At 64.0% G+C, this 18219-nt stretch carries 17 protein-coding genes; 14 read left to right on the top strand and 3 right to left on the bottom strand.

Translation table 11 applies throughout. From position 1 onward, the window contains the following. Positions 1 to 147: 147 nt before the first annotated feature. The 3 genes from ppk2 to AB0362_RS09090 all read left to right on the top strand — a co-directional run bounded on the left by ppk2 (position 148) and on the right by AB0362_RS09090 (position 4075). Positions 148 to 1092: a polyphosphate kinase 2 gene (ppk2, locus tag AB0362_RS09100; RefSeq protein ID WP_283347786.1), complete on the top strand. Its 945-nt coding sequence runs from the start codon at positions 148 to 150 to the stop codon at positions 1090 to 1092. Between the two features lie 957 nt (positions 1093 to 2049). Next, positions 2050 to 2883, top strand: coding sequence for an alpha/beta fold hydrolase (locus AB0362_RS09095; protein WP_366235478.1), 834 nt, complete (start codon positions 2050 to 2052; stop codon positions 2881 to 2883). Positions 2884 to 3004: 121 nt separating this feature from the next. Further along, positions 3005 to 4075 (top strand): alpha/beta hydrolase family protein, encoded by a 1071-nt coding sequence (locus AB0362_RS09090; RefSeq protein ID WP_366235477.1) that lies wholly within the window; start codon positions 3005 to 3007, stop codon positions 4073 to 4075. A 3-nt stretch (positions 4076 to 4078) separates the two neighbouring features. On the opposite strand, the gene AB0362_RS09085 is transcribed toward AB0362_RS09090, so the two are convergent. Next, positions 4079 to 6112 (bottom strand): prolyl oligopeptidase family serine peptidase, encoded by a 2034-nt coding sequence (locus AB0362_RS09085; protein ID WP_366235476.1) that lies wholly within the window; start codon positions 6110 to 6112, stop codon positions 4079 to 4081. Positions 6113 to 6227: 115 nt separating this feature from the next. Here AB0362_RS09085 and lpdA point away from each other — a divergent pair, with 115 nt between their 5' ends. The 11 genes from lpdA to AB0362_RS09030 all read left to right on the top strand — a co-directional run bounded on the left by lpdA (position 6228) and on the right by AB0362_RS09030 (position 16277). Continuing rightward, positions 6228 to 7643 carry a dihydrolipoyl dehydrogenase gene (gene lpdA / locus AB0362_RS09080; protein ID WP_366235475.1) on the top strand — a complete coding sequence of 472 codons (1416 nt, stop codon included), beginning with the start codon at positions 6228 to 6230 and terminating at the stop codon, positions 7641 to 7643. A gap of 224 nt (positions 7644 to 7867) precedes the next feature. Beyond that, complete coding sequence (locus AB0362_RS09075; RefSeq protein ID WP_366235626.1) at positions 7868 to 8683, top strand: ABC transporter permease; 816 nt, start codon at positions 7868 to 7870, stop codon at positions 8681 to 8683. Positions 8684 to 8777: 94 nt separating this feature from the next. Further along, positions 8778 to 9557, top strand: a complete 780-nt coding sequence (locus tag AB0362_RS09070; RefSeq protein WP_366235625.1) for an ABC transporter permease — start codon at positions 8778 to 8780, stop codon at positions 9555 to 9557. A 2-nt stretch (positions 9558 to 9559) separates the two neighbouring features. Then, on the top strand, positions 9560 to 10597 hold the full coding sequence (locus tag AB0362_RS09065; protein ID WP_300521118.1) for an MlaD family protein: 1038 nt from the start codon (positions 9560 to 9562) through the stop codon (positions 10595 to 10597). Next, the gene (locus AB0362_RS09060) at positions 10594 to 11601 is read left to right on the top strand and encodes an MlaD family protein (protein WP_068048013.1); all 1008 of its coding nucleotides are present in this window, start codon (positions 10594 to 10596) and stop codon (positions 11599 to 11601) included. The genes AB0362_RS09065 and AB0362_RS09060 overlap by 4 nt, the downstream gene beginning before the upstream one ends. Next, entirely contained in the window at positions 11598 to 12608 is a 1011-nt protein-coding gene (locus tag AB0362_RS09055; RefSeq protein ID WP_366235474.1) for an MlaD family protein, read from the top strand. The genes AB0362_RS09060 and AB0362_RS09055 overlap by 4 nt, the downstream gene beginning before the upstream one ends. After that, on the top strand, positions 12608 to 13219 hold the full coding sequence (locus AB0362_RS09050) for an MlaD family protein (RefSeq protein WP_366235473.1): 612 nt from the start codon (positions 12608 to 12610) through the stop codon (positions 13217 to 13219). The genes AB0362_RS09055 and AB0362_RS09050 overlap by 1 nt, the downstream gene beginning before the upstream one ends. Further along, positions 13207 to 13716, top strand: coding sequence for a hypothetical protein (locus AB0362_RS09045; RefSeq protein WP_366235472.1), 510 nt, complete (start codon positions 13207 to 13209; stop codon positions 13714 to 13716). The genes AB0362_RS09050 and AB0362_RS09045 overlap by 13 nt, the downstream gene beginning before the upstream one ends. Beyond that, positions 13707 to 14741: an MlaD family protein gene (locus AB0362_RS09040; protein WP_366235471.1), complete on the top strand. Its 1035-nt coding sequence runs from the start codon at positions 13707 to 13709 to the stop codon at positions 14739 to 14741. Before AB0362_RS09045 ends, AB0362_RS09040 begins: the two co-directional genes overlap by 10 nt. Continuing rightward, entirely contained in the window at positions 14738 to 15682 is a 945-nt protein-coding gene (locus AB0362_RS09035) for an MlaD family protein (protein ID WP_366235470.1), read from the top strand. Before AB0362_RS09040 ends, AB0362_RS09035 begins: the two co-directional genes overlap by 4 nt. 16 nt (positions 15683 to 15698) lie before the next feature. Next, the gene (locus AB0362_RS09030; RefSeq protein ID WP_366235469.1) at positions 15699 to 16277 is read left to right on the top strand and encodes a hypothetical protein; all 579 of its coding nucleotides are present in this window, start codon (positions 15699 to 15701) and stop codon (positions 16275 to 16277) included. Here AB0362_RS09030 and AB0362_RS09025 read toward each other — a convergent pair. Next, positions 16274 to 17407, bottom strand: coding sequence for a DUF4873 domain-containing protein (locus AB0362_RS09025; RefSeq protein ID WP_366235468.1), 1134 nt, complete (start codon positions 17405 to 17407; stop codon positions 16274 to 16276). The genes AB0362_RS09030 and AB0362_RS09025 overlap by 4 nt on opposite strands. Further along, a complete protein-coding gene (locus tag AB0362_RS09020) occupies positions 17404 to 18186 on the bottom strand; it encodes a TetR/AcrR family transcriptional regulator (protein WP_366235467.1) in 783 nt (260 codons plus the stop codon). The genes AB0362_RS09025 and AB0362_RS09020 overlap by 4 nt, the downstream gene beginning before the upstream one ends. Between the last annotated feature and the right edge of the window lie 33 nt (positions 18187 to 18219).

Below are 18219 nucleotides of genomic sequence, written 5' to 3'. Positions count from 1 at the left end.
TTCCTCGGTGGCTACGGTCGGTGTTCGACGCCGCCGATTCCGTTCCGTCCCCCTTGCGGAGCGGTATCGGGGGCGCTGAAACCGGATGCATCGGGTGTTCACCGAATCGCCATCGGTCGGTCACCGATGAGCACTAACTTTCGGCACATGACCGACAATGATCTGCGCAACGGTGAGGCTCCACGCACGAACCTGAGCGACTTGCTCGACATCACCAAGGCGGTAGATCTTGCCGACACCTCGGGCTTCGCCGTCGACGACTCCGATGACGACGATCCGATACTGCTGACCGTCCCCGACGGCCACGTCGTCGACACCTGGCGCGAGAACTACCCGTACGACGAGCGCATGACGCGCGCCGAGTACGAGCTCGAGAAGCGTCTGCTGCAGATCGAACTCCTGAAGTTGCAGATGTGGACCAAGGAGACCGGGCGACGGCACGTCATCGTCTTCGAGGGCCGAGATGCCGCCGGTAAGGGCGGCACGATCAAGCGATTCATGGAACACCTCAACCCGCGCGGTGCGCGTGTGGTTGCGCTGGAGAAGCCGTCGGCGCGCGAGTCGACCGAGTGGTACTTCCAGCGTTACATCGCACACCTGCCCGCGGCCGGGGAGATCGTCCTGTTCGACCGGTCCTGGTACAACCGGGCGGGCGTCGAGCGTGTCATGGGTTTCTGCACCGACGAGCAGCACGCCCACTTCGTTCGCCAGGCACCGCTGTTCGAGCAGATGCTCGTGGACGACGGCATCAGTCTGACCAAGTTCTGGTTCTCGGTGTCGCAGCACGAGCAGCGCACCCGTTTCGCAATACGGCAGGTCGACCCGGTGCGGCAGTGGAAGCTCTCGCCCATGGACCTCGCCTCGCTGGACAAGTGGGATGCGTACACCGCGGCGAAGGAAGAGAATTTTCGCGCCACCGACACCGATCTCGCACCGTGGACGGTCGTCAAGAGCAACGACAAGAAGCGGGCTCGCATCAACGCGATGCGTTTTGTGCTCAACAAGTTCGACTATGCCAACAAGGATCCCGAGATAGTCGGGGAAACAGACCCGTTGCTCGTGGGCCGCGCGAAAGACGTGATCGGCGAATAGTTTTCACTGCATAACCGGTGAGATTTCCGGTGAACCGTTGCGGCACCATCTTTCCGGGGTCTCGAGTTGATACCGGGTGCTGCGCCAAACCTTAGCGTGCGGTAAGAACGAGGGAGGTCGTATTACCTACGGCTGTACGTACACGCGAGCATCAGGAGTTCTCATGGGTTCAGCAGCACAGTTCATTTCCGACATCGCTTCGGGCGTCTACGACGGCATCGTCGACGCGATCGTCGATCAGATTGTCGGCGTGCTGACGTCGGGTAGCGCCGCTTAATCGTCCGTAGCGCGTCGCGGTCGCAGTCGGGGGCGGCCGCGACGTCTCGGCACCGTCACCGTTTTGTGATGTCACACCAAGATTTTCGACTTTTACTGTCATTTCCGTGTACAGAGCGTGACCTTCTGAGGTAGAAATCTTCTTGCAGAGATCATCGCGTGACACAAGTCACAGCAGATCTGCATACCCCCTCGATGAAGGAGCAGTTCCATGTCCGCTGAACTCGGTGACCTTTTCGCGATCCTCCTCCAGCTGTTCTCCGGTATCAGTTCCTCTTCGGACTGACGTACCTCGGTTCCGTACCGTCGGCCTCGGTTTCGTGAGCACCCGGTCGGAGCCTCCAGCAAGGTCCACCCGCGACATCGGCGCGGTATTCGTGATGCCGGTTCGGCATCGAATCCCACTCTCTTCAAGGAGAATTCATGGAATTGCTCGCGATCTTGCTTCAGCTGCTCGCGCTGGGTAGCTCGGAAGGTAGCGGCTCGGGCACCGTCGAGATCCCCGGTCCGTCCATCTGACCCACGACCATGAGCCGGGCTCGACACGACGTCGAGCCCGGCTTTCGTGGTTCGAAGTAGTTCGATCGGTCGAGAAGTCCTGCAAGACTCGATGATTCGGTAGCGGTTCGGTCCCCAGGGGCGTCGGGGCGGGCCGGTGAGTCCTCGGCATAGGGTTGCCCGATGCAGACGGTTCCGATTCAGATGCCCGACGGTTCGACGGTGCCGGTCTCACTGTTCCCCGGTGAAGGCCGCGACGATGGACCCGTCATCGTCGTTCTTCCCGGCCTCGGCATTCCCGGTGGTTACTATCGACTGTTCGCCGAGGCGCTCGTCGCACGCGGCTTCCACGCCGCGATCGGCGACCTGCGCGGCCAGGGAGACAGTGTGCCCAAGCCGAGTTCGGCGAGTCGGTACGGGTATCAGGAGCTGGTATCGGTCGACTTACCGGCGATCTTCGAGGTGGTTCGCGAGCAGTTCCCGGAGGCGACGCCGTACTTGCTCGGGCACAGCATGGGTGGGCAGCTCGGCTCGATGTACGCCGCGCGCATCAGGGGCAGGCTCGGCGGATTGATCCTGGTGGCGTCGGGCTCGCCGTATCACCGCGGTTTCGGTACGACCCGCGGTGTACCGCTGTACGTGGGCGCGGCGGCGATGGCGATCACCAGCAACATCGCCGGGTTCTGGCCGGGGGATCGCATCGGCATCGGCGGATTCGGTCGGCAGTCGCGGGTTCTGATCGACGATTGGTCCCGGTTCGCGCGCAGTGGGTCGATCGAGCCTGCAGGGGCCGACATGGACTACGAGGAACGGATGGGCCGTCTGACGCTGCCGGTGCTGGCGGTGACCATCGAGGGCGACGACCTCGCGCCTCGCGGCTCGATGGACAACCTCGTACGCAAGCTCGCCCGCGCCGACGTCACCTCGGTGCACGTCGACGAGCCACTCGGGCACAACGGTTGGATCCGTAACCCCACGGCGGTCGCCGACCTCGTTGCGGAGTGGATGCACAGGTAATTCGCTCGAATGTTTTTTGGTCGTTTCACACGCTATTCGTCATTTCTACCTACTTTCGGTTCGTTTTGGTGTAGAAAGTTTTTGAACCAGCAATTGTTCGACGACGATAGTGAGCACGACTATGAACGGCCAGGGGGATTCGGTAGCTCGAATCGGTGGTGGGGAGCGGTGTCGCCGATCGCGTGCGCTGCGCAGAGTCGTCGTCCTGTGCGTGGTGGCATGCGTCGCGGCAGTAGCGCACCCACACGCCTCCGCGGCCCCGGCCGACTCGGTGGCCGGTCCGACGGAGTCGTACGTGGTGCGCACCGAGGTGGCCGACGACACCGCCATGACGGCGTTCGTCCACTCCGCCGCGATGAACCGAACGATCCCACTCAAGATCCTGCGATCTCCCGATCGGACGACTCCGAGCCCCACTCTGTACCTGCTCAACGGCGCGGGCGGCGGACTCGACGGAATGGACTGGTACACCCAGACCGACGTCGTGTCGTTCTTCGCCGACAAGAACGTCAACGTGGTGACTCCCGTCGGCGGGGCCTACTCCTACTACACGGACTGGCAGCACGACGATCCGAGGCTCGGACGCAATCAGTGGGAAACGTTCCTCACAGCCGAACTGCCGCCGCTCGTCGACGATCTGTTGGATACCAACGGCCGCAACGCGATTGCCGGTATCTCGATGGCTGCGACCTCGGTCCTGAACCTCGCCGCTCACCACCAGGGGCTGTATCGAGCCGTCGGTTCCTACAGCGGATGCGCGTCGACCACCGACCCGTTGGGGCGGGCATACGTCAAGACCGTCGTGTCCATGGCGCTCGGCGCGAACGTGACGAACATGTGGGGGCCGGACGACCATCAGGACTGGGTACGCAACGATGCGGTGGTCAACGCCGAAAAGCTGCGTGGCACAGCGTTGTACGTCTCCAACGGCAGCGGACTGGCCGGGGCATCGGACACCCTCGACGGCACCAATCCCAACGGGCCCGGCTTCGTGTTGCTCAACCAGATGGTCGTGGGCGGTGCCATCGAGGTGGCGACCGGAGACTGCACTCGGAGGCTGAAGACGGCCCTCGAGCAGCTCGACATCCCGGCCCACTTCGAGTTGCGTGAGCGCGGCACCCACTCGTGGGGCTACTGGCAGGACGACCTGCACGATTCCTGGCCGATGTTCGAGGACGCGCTCGCCGGCTGAGCGTCAGCTGCGAGCGAGGTGCCGCCACAGAAATTCGTAGGTCAATGCCGTCTTGAACGCCAACTGCGCATTGTCCGACGCCCCGCCGTGCCCACCTTCGATGTTCTCGTAGTAGCTCACGTCCTGACCGAGTTCGGCCAACCGAGCGGCCATCTTGCGTGCGTGTCCCGGATGGACGCGATCGTCGCGGGTGGACGTGGCGATCAGAATCGGCGGATACCGACGCTCGGATGAGGCGACGACGTTCTGGTACGGGGAGTACTGCGAGATGAACTCCCACTCGTCCGGGTCGTCGGGGTTGCCGTACTCGGCCACCCAGGACGCGCCCGCGAGCAGCAGGTGGTACCGCTTCATGTCCAGTAGTGGGACCTGACATACCAACGCGCCGAACAGTTCCGGGTACTTCGTCACCATGATGCCCATCAGCAGGCCGCCGTTGCTGCCGCCCTGCGCGGCCAACTGTTCGGTGGTGGTGATGCGTCGGGTGACGAGGTCGCGTGCGACTGCGGCGAAGTCCTCGTGCACCAGATGGCGTCCGGCGCGCAGTACCTGGGTGTGCCACGACGGGCCATACTCGCCGCCGCCGCGGATGTTGGCGACGACGTAGGTGCCACCACGTTCGAGCCACGCGCGTCCGGTTGCACCGCTGTAACCGGGCGTCATCGAGATCTCGAAGCCGCCGTAGCCGTAGAGCAATGTCGGTCCGGGTCCGGAATCCGCGCGTCGGACGACGAAGTACGGGATGTCGGTACCGTCGTCGGACCGGGCGAAGAACTGCTCCACCGTCAGGCCGTCGGCGTCGAAGAACGCCGGAGCCTGTTTGAGGACTTCGAGCTCGCCGCCCACCGTGCCGACCAGCAGTGTCGCCGGTGTCAGGTAGCCGGACGACGAGAGGAAGTACTCGTCACCGTTCTCCTCGGCGTCGGTGCCGACGATCTCGGTGGACGTCAGGTCGGACAGCCCGTCGATCGTGCTGACGTCCCACTCCTTCGCGCCGGGGGTCAGCACGTGCAATTTCGTCCGTACGTCCTGCAGCGTCACCAGCAGCAGGTGATTCTCGGTCCACGCGTACTGGTGCAGTGACGTGTGCGCGTCCGGGGCGAAGAGGACCGTGAGAGCGATTGTGCCGGAGACGAACTCGTCGAAATCCGCAGCGAGCAGCGCGCCGGCCGGATAGGTTCGGTCGCCGACCGTCCACGGCGTCATCGTGCGGATCAGCAACCAGTTCTCGTGCACCGAGGTCGACGCGTCCGTCGGCGTCGCGATCCGGGTCAGGGCAGAACCGTCCAACACGTAGGTCTCGGAGTTGTAGAAGTCGGTGGCACGCTGGACGAAGTCGCGCTCGAAGCCGGGGGTCCGGTCGTGCCAGGCGGAGATCGAGATGTCCTGTGCTGCACCCTCGTACACGGTCTCGGCGTCGGCGAGTGGGGTGCCGCGATGCCACCGCTTGGTGATACGCGGATAGCCCGACTCGGTCAGCGAACCGGGTCCGAAATCCGTTCCCACGAAGACGGTGTCGGCGTCGATCCAACCGATGTCGGTCTTGGCCTCCGGTAGGGCGAATCCGCCGTCCTCCGGGGCGCGAAAGGTGCGGGAGTCGAGATCGAACTCACGGACCACCGTCGCGTCGGCCCCGCCGCGGGAGAGCGTCACCAGTGCCAGTCGTTGATCGGGACGCAGCACCTGCGCGCCACCCCACACCCAGTTCTCGTCCTCGCTGCCGGCCAGAGCATCGAGGTCGAGCAGCACGTCCCACACCGGATTCTCGGTTCGGTACTCGTCCATCGTCGTTCGACGCCACAGGCCGCGGACGTGTTCGGCGTCGCGCCAGAAGTTGTACAGGAACTGCCCACGGCGACGGGCGTACGGAATGCGGGCGTCGGTGTCGAGTACCTCGCGGATGCGGGACTCGGTGGCATCGAACGCGTCTCCGGCCAGTTCCTCGACGGTCACCCCGTTACGAGTGCGGACCCAATCGAGAGCCTCCTCGCCGGTGACGTCTTCGAGCCAGAGGTACGGGTCGTCCGAGATTGCCATTCCACAGTTCTAGCAGCAGATGCGCCGTCGGGTCGGTCGGCGCTCGCGTGGCTACCGGCTGGTAACGAAGACCAGGTCGAGACAGCGTCGGAGGTCACGACTACGCTGGGGACTCGTGACCTCACACTATGACGTCGTTGTCCTCGGAGCCGGTCCCGGTGGGTACGTCGCTGCTATCCGCGCGGCACAACTCGGACTCAGCACTGCCATCATCGAGAAGAAGTACTGGGGCGGTGTCTGCCTGAACGTCGGCTGCATCCCCTCGAAGGCACTTCTCCGTAACGCCGAGCTGGCGCACCTCTTCACCAAAGAGGCGAAGCTGTTCGGCATTTCGGGTGAAGCGTCCTTCGACTTCGGCGCAGCGTTCGATCGCAGCCGCAAGGTCGCCGACGGCCGCGTCAAGGGCATTCACTTCCTGATGAAGAAGAACAAGATCCCCGAGTACGACGGCAAGGGCACGTTCACCGATGCCAACACCATCGAGGTCGAGCTGACCAAGGGTGGCACCGAGACGATCACGTTCGACAACGCGATCATCTCGACCGGCAGCACCACCAAGCTGCTGCCAGGTACAGAGCTGAGCAAGAACGTCGTCACGTACGAAGAGCAGATCATGACGAGGGAGCTCCCGGGCTCGATCCTCATCGTCGGTGCCGGTGCGATCGGCATGGAGTTCGGCTACGTGCTCAAAAACTACGGAGTCGACGTCACCATCGTCGAGTACCTCGATCGCGCGCTCCCCAACGAGGACAAGGACGTCTCGAAGGAAATCGAGAAGCAGTACAAGAAGCTGGGCGTCAAGGTCATCACCGGCGCAGGTGTGCAGAGCATCGACGACGACGGCTCCAAGGTCACCGTCGAGATCAAGCACAACAAGTCCGGTGAGAGCGAGACCTTCACCGTCGACAAGGTGATGCAGTCCGTCGGCTTCGCGCCCCGAGTCGAGGGATTCGGCCTCGAGAAGACCGGCGTGGAGCTCACCGATCGCGGTGCCATCGGCATCACGAACACCATGCAGACCAACGTCCCGCACATCTACGCCATCGGCGACGTCACGGCCAAGCTCCAGCTGGCCCACGTTGCGGAGGCGCAGGCTGTCGTCGCGGCCGAAACCATCGGCGGCGCAGAGACATTGCCGATCGACGACTACCGCATGATGCCGCGTGCGACGTTCTGTCAGCCGCAGGTCGCGAGTTTCGGACTCACCGAGGACCAGGCCCGCGAAGAGGCGCAGGCCCGCGGTTCCGACATCAAGGTCGCGAACTTCCCGTTCGCCGCCAACGGCAAGGCACACGGACTGGGCGACGCCACCGGCTTCGTCAAGCTCATCGCCGACACCGAGCACGGCGAACTGCTCGGCGGACACCTCATCGGACCGGACGTCTCCGAGCTGCTGCCCGAGCTGACCCTGGCCCAGAAGTGGGACCTCACGGTCAACGAGCTGGCCCGCAACGTCCACACGCACCCGACGCTGTCGGAAGCACTGCAGGAAGCGATCCACGGCCTCGCGGGGCACATGATCAACTTCTGATCTTCACCTCGAGAACCAACGGCGGCGACCACTTCGGTGGTCGCCGCCGTTGTCGTCGGTGCCCCTCGGCCCGGTCGCTTCTCGGAACCTTCACGCGGCCCGGCGAAGTCTGTGACTTGTCATAGCTCGGTAAGTGAGGAAAACGTCACTTGGTCGACGGTCGGCTGGTAATTTCCGTTCCTGCGCGGGGGAGTCGCGCCGAACAGGAAGCCGGGGGTGGGGGATTGTCGTCGCCGACATCGACGCTCGCACGCGTCAGCGACGGAGTTGCCAGTGGATTCCGGACTTTCGGGCGAACTCTGGAGCTGGGCGTACTGGCCTCCGTCCACCTCGTCCGCGACATCCTCACACTGCGACATCCCTGGCGCGACACCATCGATCAGGCCTGGTTCGTCGTCACCGTCACGGTGGTGCCGGCAATACTGGTATCCATTCCGTTCGGCGTCATCGTGTCCGTTCAGGTCGGCAGTCTCACCGATCAGATCGGTGCGACGTCCATCGCCGGAGCCGCGGGTGGCCTCGGGGTAATCCGCCAGGGCGCACCGATCGTCGCGGCAATGCTGTTGGGCGGTGCGGCAGGCGCAGCAGTGGCAGCCGATCTGGGTGCGCGCACCATCCGGGACGAGATCGACGCGATGTCGACCATGGGAATCGACCCGGTTCGCCGGCTGGTCACACCACGGCTGGCGGCCATCCTCCTGGTGGCACCGTTCCTGTGCATCCTCATCATCTTCATGGGCCTGGCCGCGGGCTATGCGATCAACGTCGGTTTTCAGAGTGGGACGCCCGGCAGCTACATCAGCTCGTTCGCGTCCTTCGCCTCGGTGACGGATCTGGTCGTCGCCCTGGTGAAGACCGAGATATTCGGGGTCATCGTCATCATCGTGGCCTGCCAGCGAGGGTTGTCCGCCGCCCACGGACCGCGCGGGGTAGCCAACGCGGTCAACGCGTCCGTCGTGCTCGGTGTGGTGTCCGCATTCACCGTCAACGTCGTGATCACGCAGTTGGTTGCGATGTTCATGCCACAGAAGTTGGGCTGAGATGGCAACTCCTTCGCGCTACACCGTGCACGGCACCGCTCACCTCACCCGTGGGGTGAGATACCTCGGGCGCAGGCCGTTCGACGTACTCGAAATGCTGGGCCATCAACTGACGTTCTGCGTCAAGGTTCTCGCCGCGATACCCCATACCGTCCGCTCCTATCGGCGTCAGATGCTGCTGATCCTCAGCGACATCACCTGGGGCAGTGGCAAATTGATCGTCGGTGGCGGAACCGTGTCGGTTCTGGTCGTGCTGGGTGTCGCGGTGGGTGCGTCCGTCGGGATCGAAGGATTCAACTCCCTCGGCATGGTGGGGATGGAGCCGTTGACCGGATTCATCTCCGCGTACGCGAGCACCCGCGAGCTGGCCCCGATGATCGCGGCCATCGGATTCGCGACGCAGGCGGGCTGCCGGATGACGGCCGAGATCGGGGCGATGCGCATCTCGGAAGAGATCGACGCCCTCGAAGCTCAAGGGATTCAGTCGATGCCCTTCGTCGTGACCACCAGGGTGATCGCGGGAATCGTCACGATCGTGCCGCTCTACCTGCTGACCCTCATTCTGAGCTACCTGTCGTGTGCCGTGGTGGTTCGCGTTGTCGGCGGACAGTCCTCGGGCACCTACGACCACTACTTCAGTGCTTTCCTGCAGCCGGTCGACGTGCTGTTCTCACTCCTGAAAGCTGCGGTGTTCGTCGTGACGATCATCCTGATCCACGGCTATCAGGGGTACTACGCCTCGGGCGGCCCGGAGGGAGTCGGGCGCGCCTCGGGCCGCGCCATCAGGGCCAGCCTCGTTTGCGTGGTGGTACTGGACATGATCATGACGCTCGTCCTGTGGGGATTCGACTCGGGCATAGGGATTTCGGGGTAGAGATGGCAGTTTTCGACGATCTGACGGGACGATCGGCCGGGCCGGCCACGCTACGCCTGCGCGGGCTGGCGGTGGCCGTTGCCGTGGCAGTGTTCGCCGGCGGCCTCACCGCCTACGCACGCGGGGCCTTCGATTCACCCTTCGAGCTGACACTCGACGCAGCATCGGTCGGGGACGGTCTGACGCCCGGTTCGGAGGTGAAGTTCCGTGGTCTGTCCATCGGCACGGTCGACAACATCGAGACCGTCGGCTTCGGACGGCAGCGGCTGCAACTGGAGATCGATCCGAGCCAGGCGGGCGAGCTCACCGACACCATGCAGGCCCAATTCTCGTCGTCGAACGTATTCGGTTCCACTGCAATAGAATTGGTCTCCGACGGCACGGGTGCACCCCTGGCCGACAACTCGACCCTCGAAGTGTCGAAAGACCTGCGAGGCGCAACGGTGACCGGAGTCTTCCGGCGAGTCGCCGACCTCACCGAGGTTCTCGACACCGAGCAGGTGGACCACCTCCTGGACCTCATCGCGAACACTTCCGTCGAGGTGAGTCGAAACCTGAAGCCGTACTTCGACACTGCTCAGATGATGGCGAACAACCAGATCGACCCGCTGGCCTGGAAGCTGCATCGCGGTGCCGAACTGGGCGAAGGAATCGGCAACCTGGTTCCGCCCTTGCTCGATCTGGTGGTGGGAGTGGTGGACAAGAGCGTGTACGTCGAGGCACCCGCCGACCGAGCGCGAACCATCGCCGCCAACGACGGTCTGAGCGATCAGCTGATGATTCCGGTGGGCGACTTGCTGAAGGCGAACAATCCGAACCTGTCCAAGCTGCTGTCCACCGTGCTGGACCTGCTGGTGCCCATCACCGCGTCGATCGGCACATTGGCACCCAGCTACGACCGAGTGCCGCAGGTGCTCGACGGTATCTCCGACGCATTTCCCGTCGTCGACGGGAAGCCTCAGCTGCAACTCGATCTGATAGTCGAAACCATGCCCAATCTGGCCGGAGCCGTTGCCGCACACGAGGAGGCGAACGGATGAAGAAGGTAGCGGGCCCAGCGGTCAAACTGCTCGTCTTCTTCACGGTGACCGCGGTGTGTGCGGTGATCATCGTCGCTGCTCTTCGCACCCCGGTCGGCGGACCGCTGTCGTCCTACGGCGCGGAGTTCGACGACGTGTCGGGCTTGTACGTGGGCGACGACGTGCGCATGTCCGGGGTGCAGATCGGCAAGGTGTCGTCGGTCGAACTCGACGGTGCCCTCGCGCGGGTCGAGTTCGAGATCGAAGACCGACGGCCGATTTTCGCCAACACCCAGGCTGCGGTTCGGTATCAGAATCTTCTGGGGCAGCGGTACGTCGAACTCGTGCAGAAGGATTCGGCGACCGGAGCCCCGTTGGCGGTCGGGGCAACCATCTCCAAGGATCGAACGATTCCGTCCTTCGACATCTCGAAGCTGTTCAACGGTTTCGAGCCGATCTTCGACACCCTCGACACCGCACAGCTCAATCAGTTCACCGAGAACATTCTCCGGATGGTTCAGGGTGACGGGTCCGGACTCGGTCCGGTCCTGCGCGACGTGGATCGCATCACCCAATTCGCAGTACAGCGTGAATCGATCATCGGGCTGCTGATCGAGAACCTCGGCCAGATCTCGGACTCGATCGGCGGCCAATCCGCCTCGGTCGCAGACCTTCTCGAACAACTGCACGGTCTGGTCTCGAAGCTCAGCACCCAGATGGACGGCGTGCTCGCGTCGCTGGATCAGGCCAATTACGGGCTGCGACCGTTCGTGGGACTGATGGAGGGTCTCGAGCGGGCATACGACAACAGCTACGCGCCGGTCGACGGGGCACTGCGTCGAATGCTTCCGCAGACCGAACAGGTGACCGAGATGTTGGCACTCGCGCCGGGATTGCTGACCGGACTCAATGCGAGCATTCCGGACCCGGGCGCACAGACGTACTCCTGCAGTCGCGGACAGCAGGACATCCCGGGGATCGGGCAGATCGTGCTCGGCGGACAGAATTTGGTGGTGTGCCGATGACCCGCGTACTACTCAAGGGCGTTCGTGACGAGCAATCGGAGAACAAAGCGCACTTCTTCTGGGGCGCGGTCGGTGTCGCGGCCTCTCTGGTCCTGCTCCTGATCGCGGCGGCGTTGTACACGATTCCGTTCGGCGAGCGGACCTACACCGCGGAGTTCGGCTCGGCAGCCGGGGTGAAGCCGGGCGACGAAGTGAGGATCGCCGGTATCGCGGTCGGGTCGGTGCGCTCGGTCGAGCTGGCCGGTGCTCATGTCGACGTCGAATTCAGCGTTCGCTCCGATGTTTTCGTCGGCGATGCGTCGACCGTCACGGTGAAGTTGTTGACCCCGATCGGCGGTCACTACGTGATGCTCACCTCGCACGGTGACGGCGAGCTCGGTTCGGCACCGATTCCGCCGGAGCGGGTGGAGCTGCCCTACGAACTGTCCGACGCGATCGAGTCGGCAACACCGCTGGTTCGCGACATCGACGGTTCGACGCTGCGGGAGACCGTGGCCGAGTTGGACAAGGCCGTCAGCGAACAGCCGCAGTCCACTCGCGCGATCGTGGACAACCTGTCTGCGCTCACCGACACGCTCGCCACGCGGTCCGATCAACTCGAGCGCGGGCTCGTCGTATCCGACGAGTACGTCGGTGCGTTGGCCGCCGATCGGGTCATGCTCACCGAACTCGTACGCGAGCTCGGCACTCTGACCAAAGGATTCGGCGACAAGCGCGTCGAGGTCGTCAGTGCTTTCGACCTGCTCGGGAGAATGTTCGAGCTCTTCCACCGTCCCGTGGTCGCATTCGAGAAGGGGCTCGAGCCGTCGATCGTCCAACTCGAGGAGATCACGCAGAAGCTCTTCGCACAGTTGGGTGACGTGGACGGGGCGATCACGACCATGAAGGAAAGCTCGGACGGTCTCGCCGCTCTGATCGGCGGCGGGCAGGGTCCCGTGATCGACCAGTCGCAGGACACGGTCGTCGGTGTCGGCGTGTGCATTCCGTTGCCGGGGAGGGTGTGCTGATGAGATGCAGATCGGTACGCATCGCCGTGGCGGCAGCAGTCGTCGTCACGCTCGTCGGTTCGGTTGCGTCCGCCACATCGGTCATCGACCGCGGTGCGGGCAACTCCTCGCTGTGTGCCGAGTTCACCGACACGGTGGGGTTGTACGAGGGTAATTCGGTCATGATGCTCGGTGTGGTCGTCGGAACGGTGACACGCATCGAGAACAGCGACGCCGCGGTGGTGGTCACCATGGATATCGACGACAGCCTCAGGCTGCCCGCCGAGGTGGGGGCCGTGACACTGTCGAATTCGATCGTCACCGACCGGCACGTGGAACTCACACAGCCCTACATCGACGGTCCCGAGTTCGACCGGTCGAGTTGTATTCCGTTGGATCGCACCAGAACTCCACTGGGAATCAGCGACACACTCGACGCCGTGTCGGGTCTGGCGTCGGATCTGCTCGGTCCGGCCGACGCCGAGGCAACCACGACGAGATCCTCGGCGACACCTTGCGTTCGGCCGACGATTCGCTCCGCGGCTCCGGTGCCCAGCTCAACGACAGTCTTCGGCAACTGGCGCAGCTGGTCGGCGATCCTGCCGACAAGGACACCACCGTGCGGCGTCTGATCGACAACCTCGACGGCCTGATCGACACGTTCGTGGTGAGCTGGCCCGAGGTGGCGAAGCTGCTCGACAATCTGAAGCGGGGGATGATCACGCTGTCGGAGTTCACCCAGTCCTTCGGCACCACGGTCGCTCTGACCACCGAATTCATTCCGCCGCTTGCGCGCAACGTCGCGAAGTACGACGAGAAGGTCTACGCATTTCTCGACCAAGCGGTGCCGGTGGTCGACGTACTACTCGGGCGGGTGGGCGATATCAAGGACATCCTGGCGCAGGTGCCGACCGTAGGCGAGAACTTGATGACGATGTACGACAACGATTCCAGGAGCGGTCGGGTGATCTACCACCCGCCGCAGTTCGAGATCGACACCAATTCTCCCAACGAGGTCTGCGCTCTGCTCAACAAGTACAGACCGACGTGTTCGGCGGACCAGCAACGAGGCGATGTCATCGATGTCGGTTTGGTGCAGCTGATACTGGGTTCGGCGGGATGGCGATGAGGCGCGCGATCACCGGGTTGTGCTGTGTCGCCCTGCTGTCGGGGTGCAGCGTCGACCCGGCCGACCTGCCGATTCCCGGCAGCTACGTGGCAGGCGACAAGTACTCCCTGCGAATCGAATTCGCGAGCGTGCTCAATCTTCCGGAAAAAGCGAAGGTGATAGTCGAAGGCGTCGACGCGGGTGTCCTCGACACCGTCGAGCTGGTGGGGTCGACCGCCGCGGCAACGGTGGACCTGTCCGCCGATGTGCAGCTGCCGTCCGACACCGTCGCCGAGCTTCGGCAGTCATCGATTCTGGGCGAAATCTATATCTCGCTGCAGCCGCCGGCGGATTCGACTCGCGCCGGAGGGAGCGACGCCGGGCCGTACCTTCGAGACGGCGATGTCATTCCGGTCGAACGGACGGTTCCGGCCGACAACGTCGAGGACGTGCTGCGAGGAGTGTCGAATCTGGTGACCGGTGGTCACTACGTTCAGCTGCAGGAGGCGGTGAACAACGTCAACGCCGCGATTCCTCCCGATCCGGCGGAGATCGACAAGGTCAACAACGCGGCGCGGATCGCACTGACTGACATCGGCGACAACACCCCCGAGATCGATCGAATCCTCGGAGCGGCGGAGAAGGTGTCGAACACCGTCGTGACACAGCGAGACGGCGTCGAACGCGTCCTCGAACTCGGTCCGAGACGATCGGACGGACTGGCCGATGTGCTGTTCAGCGTCGTGCACATGATCTTCACGCTGGGGTACATGTCGCAGAACATCGGTGACGTCCTCGCCGGTCCGTACCCGGAACTCGCGGGCGCGGTCGAGACGATCTCACCGGCACTGATCGCGATCGCCAATTCCGACTCCTCGGTACCGATGAACATGGAGAAGGCGAACACCCTGTTGCGCGAGCGGTTGATTCCCTACTTCGAGTCGACACCGAACATCGCAGTGCGCTCGGTCTCGACCGATGGCGGAGCCAGTGCCCTGGCGGACGACATGATCGGGATCCTGCGCGGGATAGGAATAGTGCGATGAGGCCGGGCACAGTCGTTTCACTCCTCGCATTGATGGCCATGACGGTTGTCGGTGTCGTCTACCTGACGGTCGGCGTCCTGGACATGAACCCCACGCGGAGTACCAACCGCGTTGTGGTGCACATGGATACCTCGGGCGGTTTGATGGACACCTCGCAGGTGACCTCGCGCGGAATCCACGTCGGTCGGGTCGAGAGCATCGCGGTGGTTCCGGGCGGGCTCGACGTCACTCTCGCCCTCGACGCCGACCATCGAATTCCCGCGGACTCGGAGGTGGTCGTCGCGAATCTGTCCGCTGCCGGGGAGCAGTACCTGGATCTGCGCCCGCGAGGAACCGGGGGTCCCGACCTGACGGACGGGGACGAGATCGGCAACGAGCAGGTCCGCGCGTCGATCACCGTCAGCGAGGCACTGAGTCTCGGTGATTCCCTTGCCGCACAGCTCGATACGAACGCAGTGAGGGGGCTGACCGAGACCGCGTCGGCAGTGGTCGACGGTCGCGAAGGCGATGTCGATCGCCTGGTGGAGGCCTTCCGATACCTGTCGGCGACGCTGCGTGACAAGAGCGGTGAGATTCGAAGGCTCTACGACAACGCTCAACAGGGCGGACGCAACGCCTACGGTTACGGCCCGGTCATGACCGACGCGGCGCCGTGGGTCGGTGCGACGGGTTCGGGTGTGGCCAATCTGCTCGAGGGCTTCAACGACTACTCGTACGTCGGCGCGGACGTATGGGACGATCCACTCGGCAAGATAGGTCCGAAGATAGATCAGTATCTGACGCCCATGTCACCCGACCTTGCCCTCATCGCAACGCTTCTGAAGCCGTACACCGCGCCCATCAAGCCGATGCGAGTGGACGCCGGTTCCATCGTCGACATGTTGCAGGCCGTCTTCCCTCCGGGCGGACCGGCCAAGCTGTCCGTCCAGATTCCGAACTGATTGGAGTGACCCCCTCATGGTCGAAGTAGATGCATCCGAAAAGAAGACAGAAGCAGTACCCGAGGACAAGACAGCGACTGCGCCCGAGAACCCCGAGCGGCGACGCCGTATCCGGTGGTCCGTCGTGGGTGCGGCCGTACCGGGGGCAGTGCTGGCGGTGGTGTTCGGCGTGCTGTGGCATTCTGCGGCAGGTGATCTGGCAGCCGAACGTGCACACGAGCAGGACCGGCAGATGGCGCTGAACACGGCCACCGAGTACACCGCACGGTCGTTGACGTACGACTACCGCAACCTCGACGCCTTCTTCGAAGGAGTCGACCAAGGGGCGTCGCAGTCACTGCAGGACAGGTACGACGGTGTCCGGGAAGCACTCACCGCGATCATGAACGAGTCCCAGGTGGTGGCGACCGGTGAGGTTCTTTCAGCGGCAATCGATTCCGAATCCGGTGGAGAGTACAAGGTGGCGGTGTTCGCCCAGCAGACGACACAGAACGTACAGCAGCCCGACCCCGGCAACGTTCCCAATCTCCTGCTGGTGACGGTCACCGACCAGGACGGTCAGTGGATCGTCAGCGACTACGGTCCCAAGACCTAGATCCGCTCCGTTGCGCGGGCATTGGTAGCGCTGACGAACTGCGCGAGGCCGCGTACCTCCTGCTCGATCTCGGTCATGCCGCCGGCCGAGAAGATCGACGTGAACTGGTCCTTCTCGAACATGCGCACGCCGAGACGCCCCGATACGGCACCGAGCACCGACTTGACCGGGGCGGCGCTGCGGCCGTAGCTGGTCATGATCGCGATGCGGCCGCCCGGTCGCAGAACACGGACGAGTTCCTCGACCACGTCGAGCGGTTGCGGGATCAGATACAGTGCGGCAAAGCAACATACGGCGTCGAACGTGTTGTCTGCGAACGGCAGCGTTCGTGCGTCTCCCCGCACGTAGGCGGCATGAGGCCCGCGGTTGTCTCGAACGGCGCGGCGGATCATCTGTTCGGAAATGTCGAACCCGACGGCGACACCCTCTCCGCTGAGGTGGTTCGAGAGGTACCTGGTGAAATTTCCTGGCCCCGAGGCGACGTCCAGCACTCTCATGTCTCCGGACAGTCGCAGGTCCGCCGCGGCCTTGGCGCGGTCGGCGGACATCGAGATGCCGCCGACCCCCATCATGGCGACACCGGCGGGCCGCCACAGCTTTTCGTAGATGGACGCGACCACCGGGTTGTTCATGGCTCGACTCGCAGCAGTCGGCGAGGGTGCGGGCGTGCCGCCCAGCAGCTCCACGTAGCCGTCGGTCGTGTCGGCGGTGCCGCGCAACTCGGCAGGTTCGATCAGTGCCAGAGCACGTTGCAGAGCCAGGGATTCGGGAGAGGGCGTACCCGCATCGATGGCACCGACGTCGCTGTTCGGGTCGGTCTCGGGCTCGACGGGATACGGCGGCATTCCTGTGCCTTGCAGGCGATATCGGCCCCAGAAGTCCACGTCGCTCACCAGTACGGACGCCTCGCCGCTGTCGGTGCTGAGCCGGCCCTTGCGGCTGCTGCCTGCAGCGTCCATGAACTCTCGCAGCTCTTGGTGCGGCCGGACGCGGCCGTACCAACGAAAGATGCCGTCGATGGGTTGAGAGTGCCCGCGTAGATCGATCTGCACCTCGAACTCGGCTGCTGGGGTGTCGAACGCCAGCACTGCCGGGCCTCGGTAGTCGGGCTTTCCGGAAAGGTCGCTCACAGGTTCTCGTTTCCTTCCTCGCGAACGAACGCATCGTGCAGGGGTCGATCGGTTCGGATGTCGATGCCGGTGAGTGCACACGAGGACTCGACGAGACCGCGCACGATGGCGGCCAGATGTGTGGTGAATGCGTCGATGGACATGGCGGGCCGATGGTCGTCCGAACCTCCGAGCCACCAGTCCGTCGCAGTTGCCACGGCACCGAACGTCGAGTACGAGATCATCTCCACCGTCGCGGTGTCGACGCCCGGTCCTCGGACGGCGTCGGCAAGGGCTCGCGCCACGCTGTCGGATGCGGCACGCGCGGACTCCAACGCCGGGTCCGACGACGACGCCTCCGACTTTCGGCCGCTCGTGCGGGCCAGAAAGTGGCCGTGGACGAGGAACCGAAACAGGTTGGGGTGGTCTGCGACCACCGAGGCATAGCCGGCGGCACTGCGATCGATGAGCTCGGTGACCGAATCCTCGAGCAGGTCCACCGTGCTCATGGTGGTCTCCCACAGCATTGTCTGGACGTGCTCGACTATTGCGGCGTAGAGATCGGACCGGTCGGCGAAATGCCGATACAGCTTGGGCTTGGCGGTGCCCGCAGCCTTCGCGATGTCGCCCATGCTGACGTTCGGACCGTGCTGATCGATGGCGACCAGAGCGGCGGCGACGAACTCTCGTCGCACCGCGAGCCGGTGCTCACGCCAGCGTTCGGTGCGCGCATCGATCTTCTTGCACGGTGTCGAGCGCCGCCCCTTCTCGGGGTTGACACGTCCGGTGACTTGAACCACACTTCGTACATTACCTACTACCGCCGGTACTGG

The organism is Rhodococcus sp. NPDC079359 (assembly GCF_040702585.1).
GTDB lineage: Bacteria > Actinomycetota > Actinomycetes > Mycobacteriales > Mycobacteriaceae > Rhodococcoides.
This window is presented reverse-complemented; position numbering and strand designations above follow the sequence as displayed.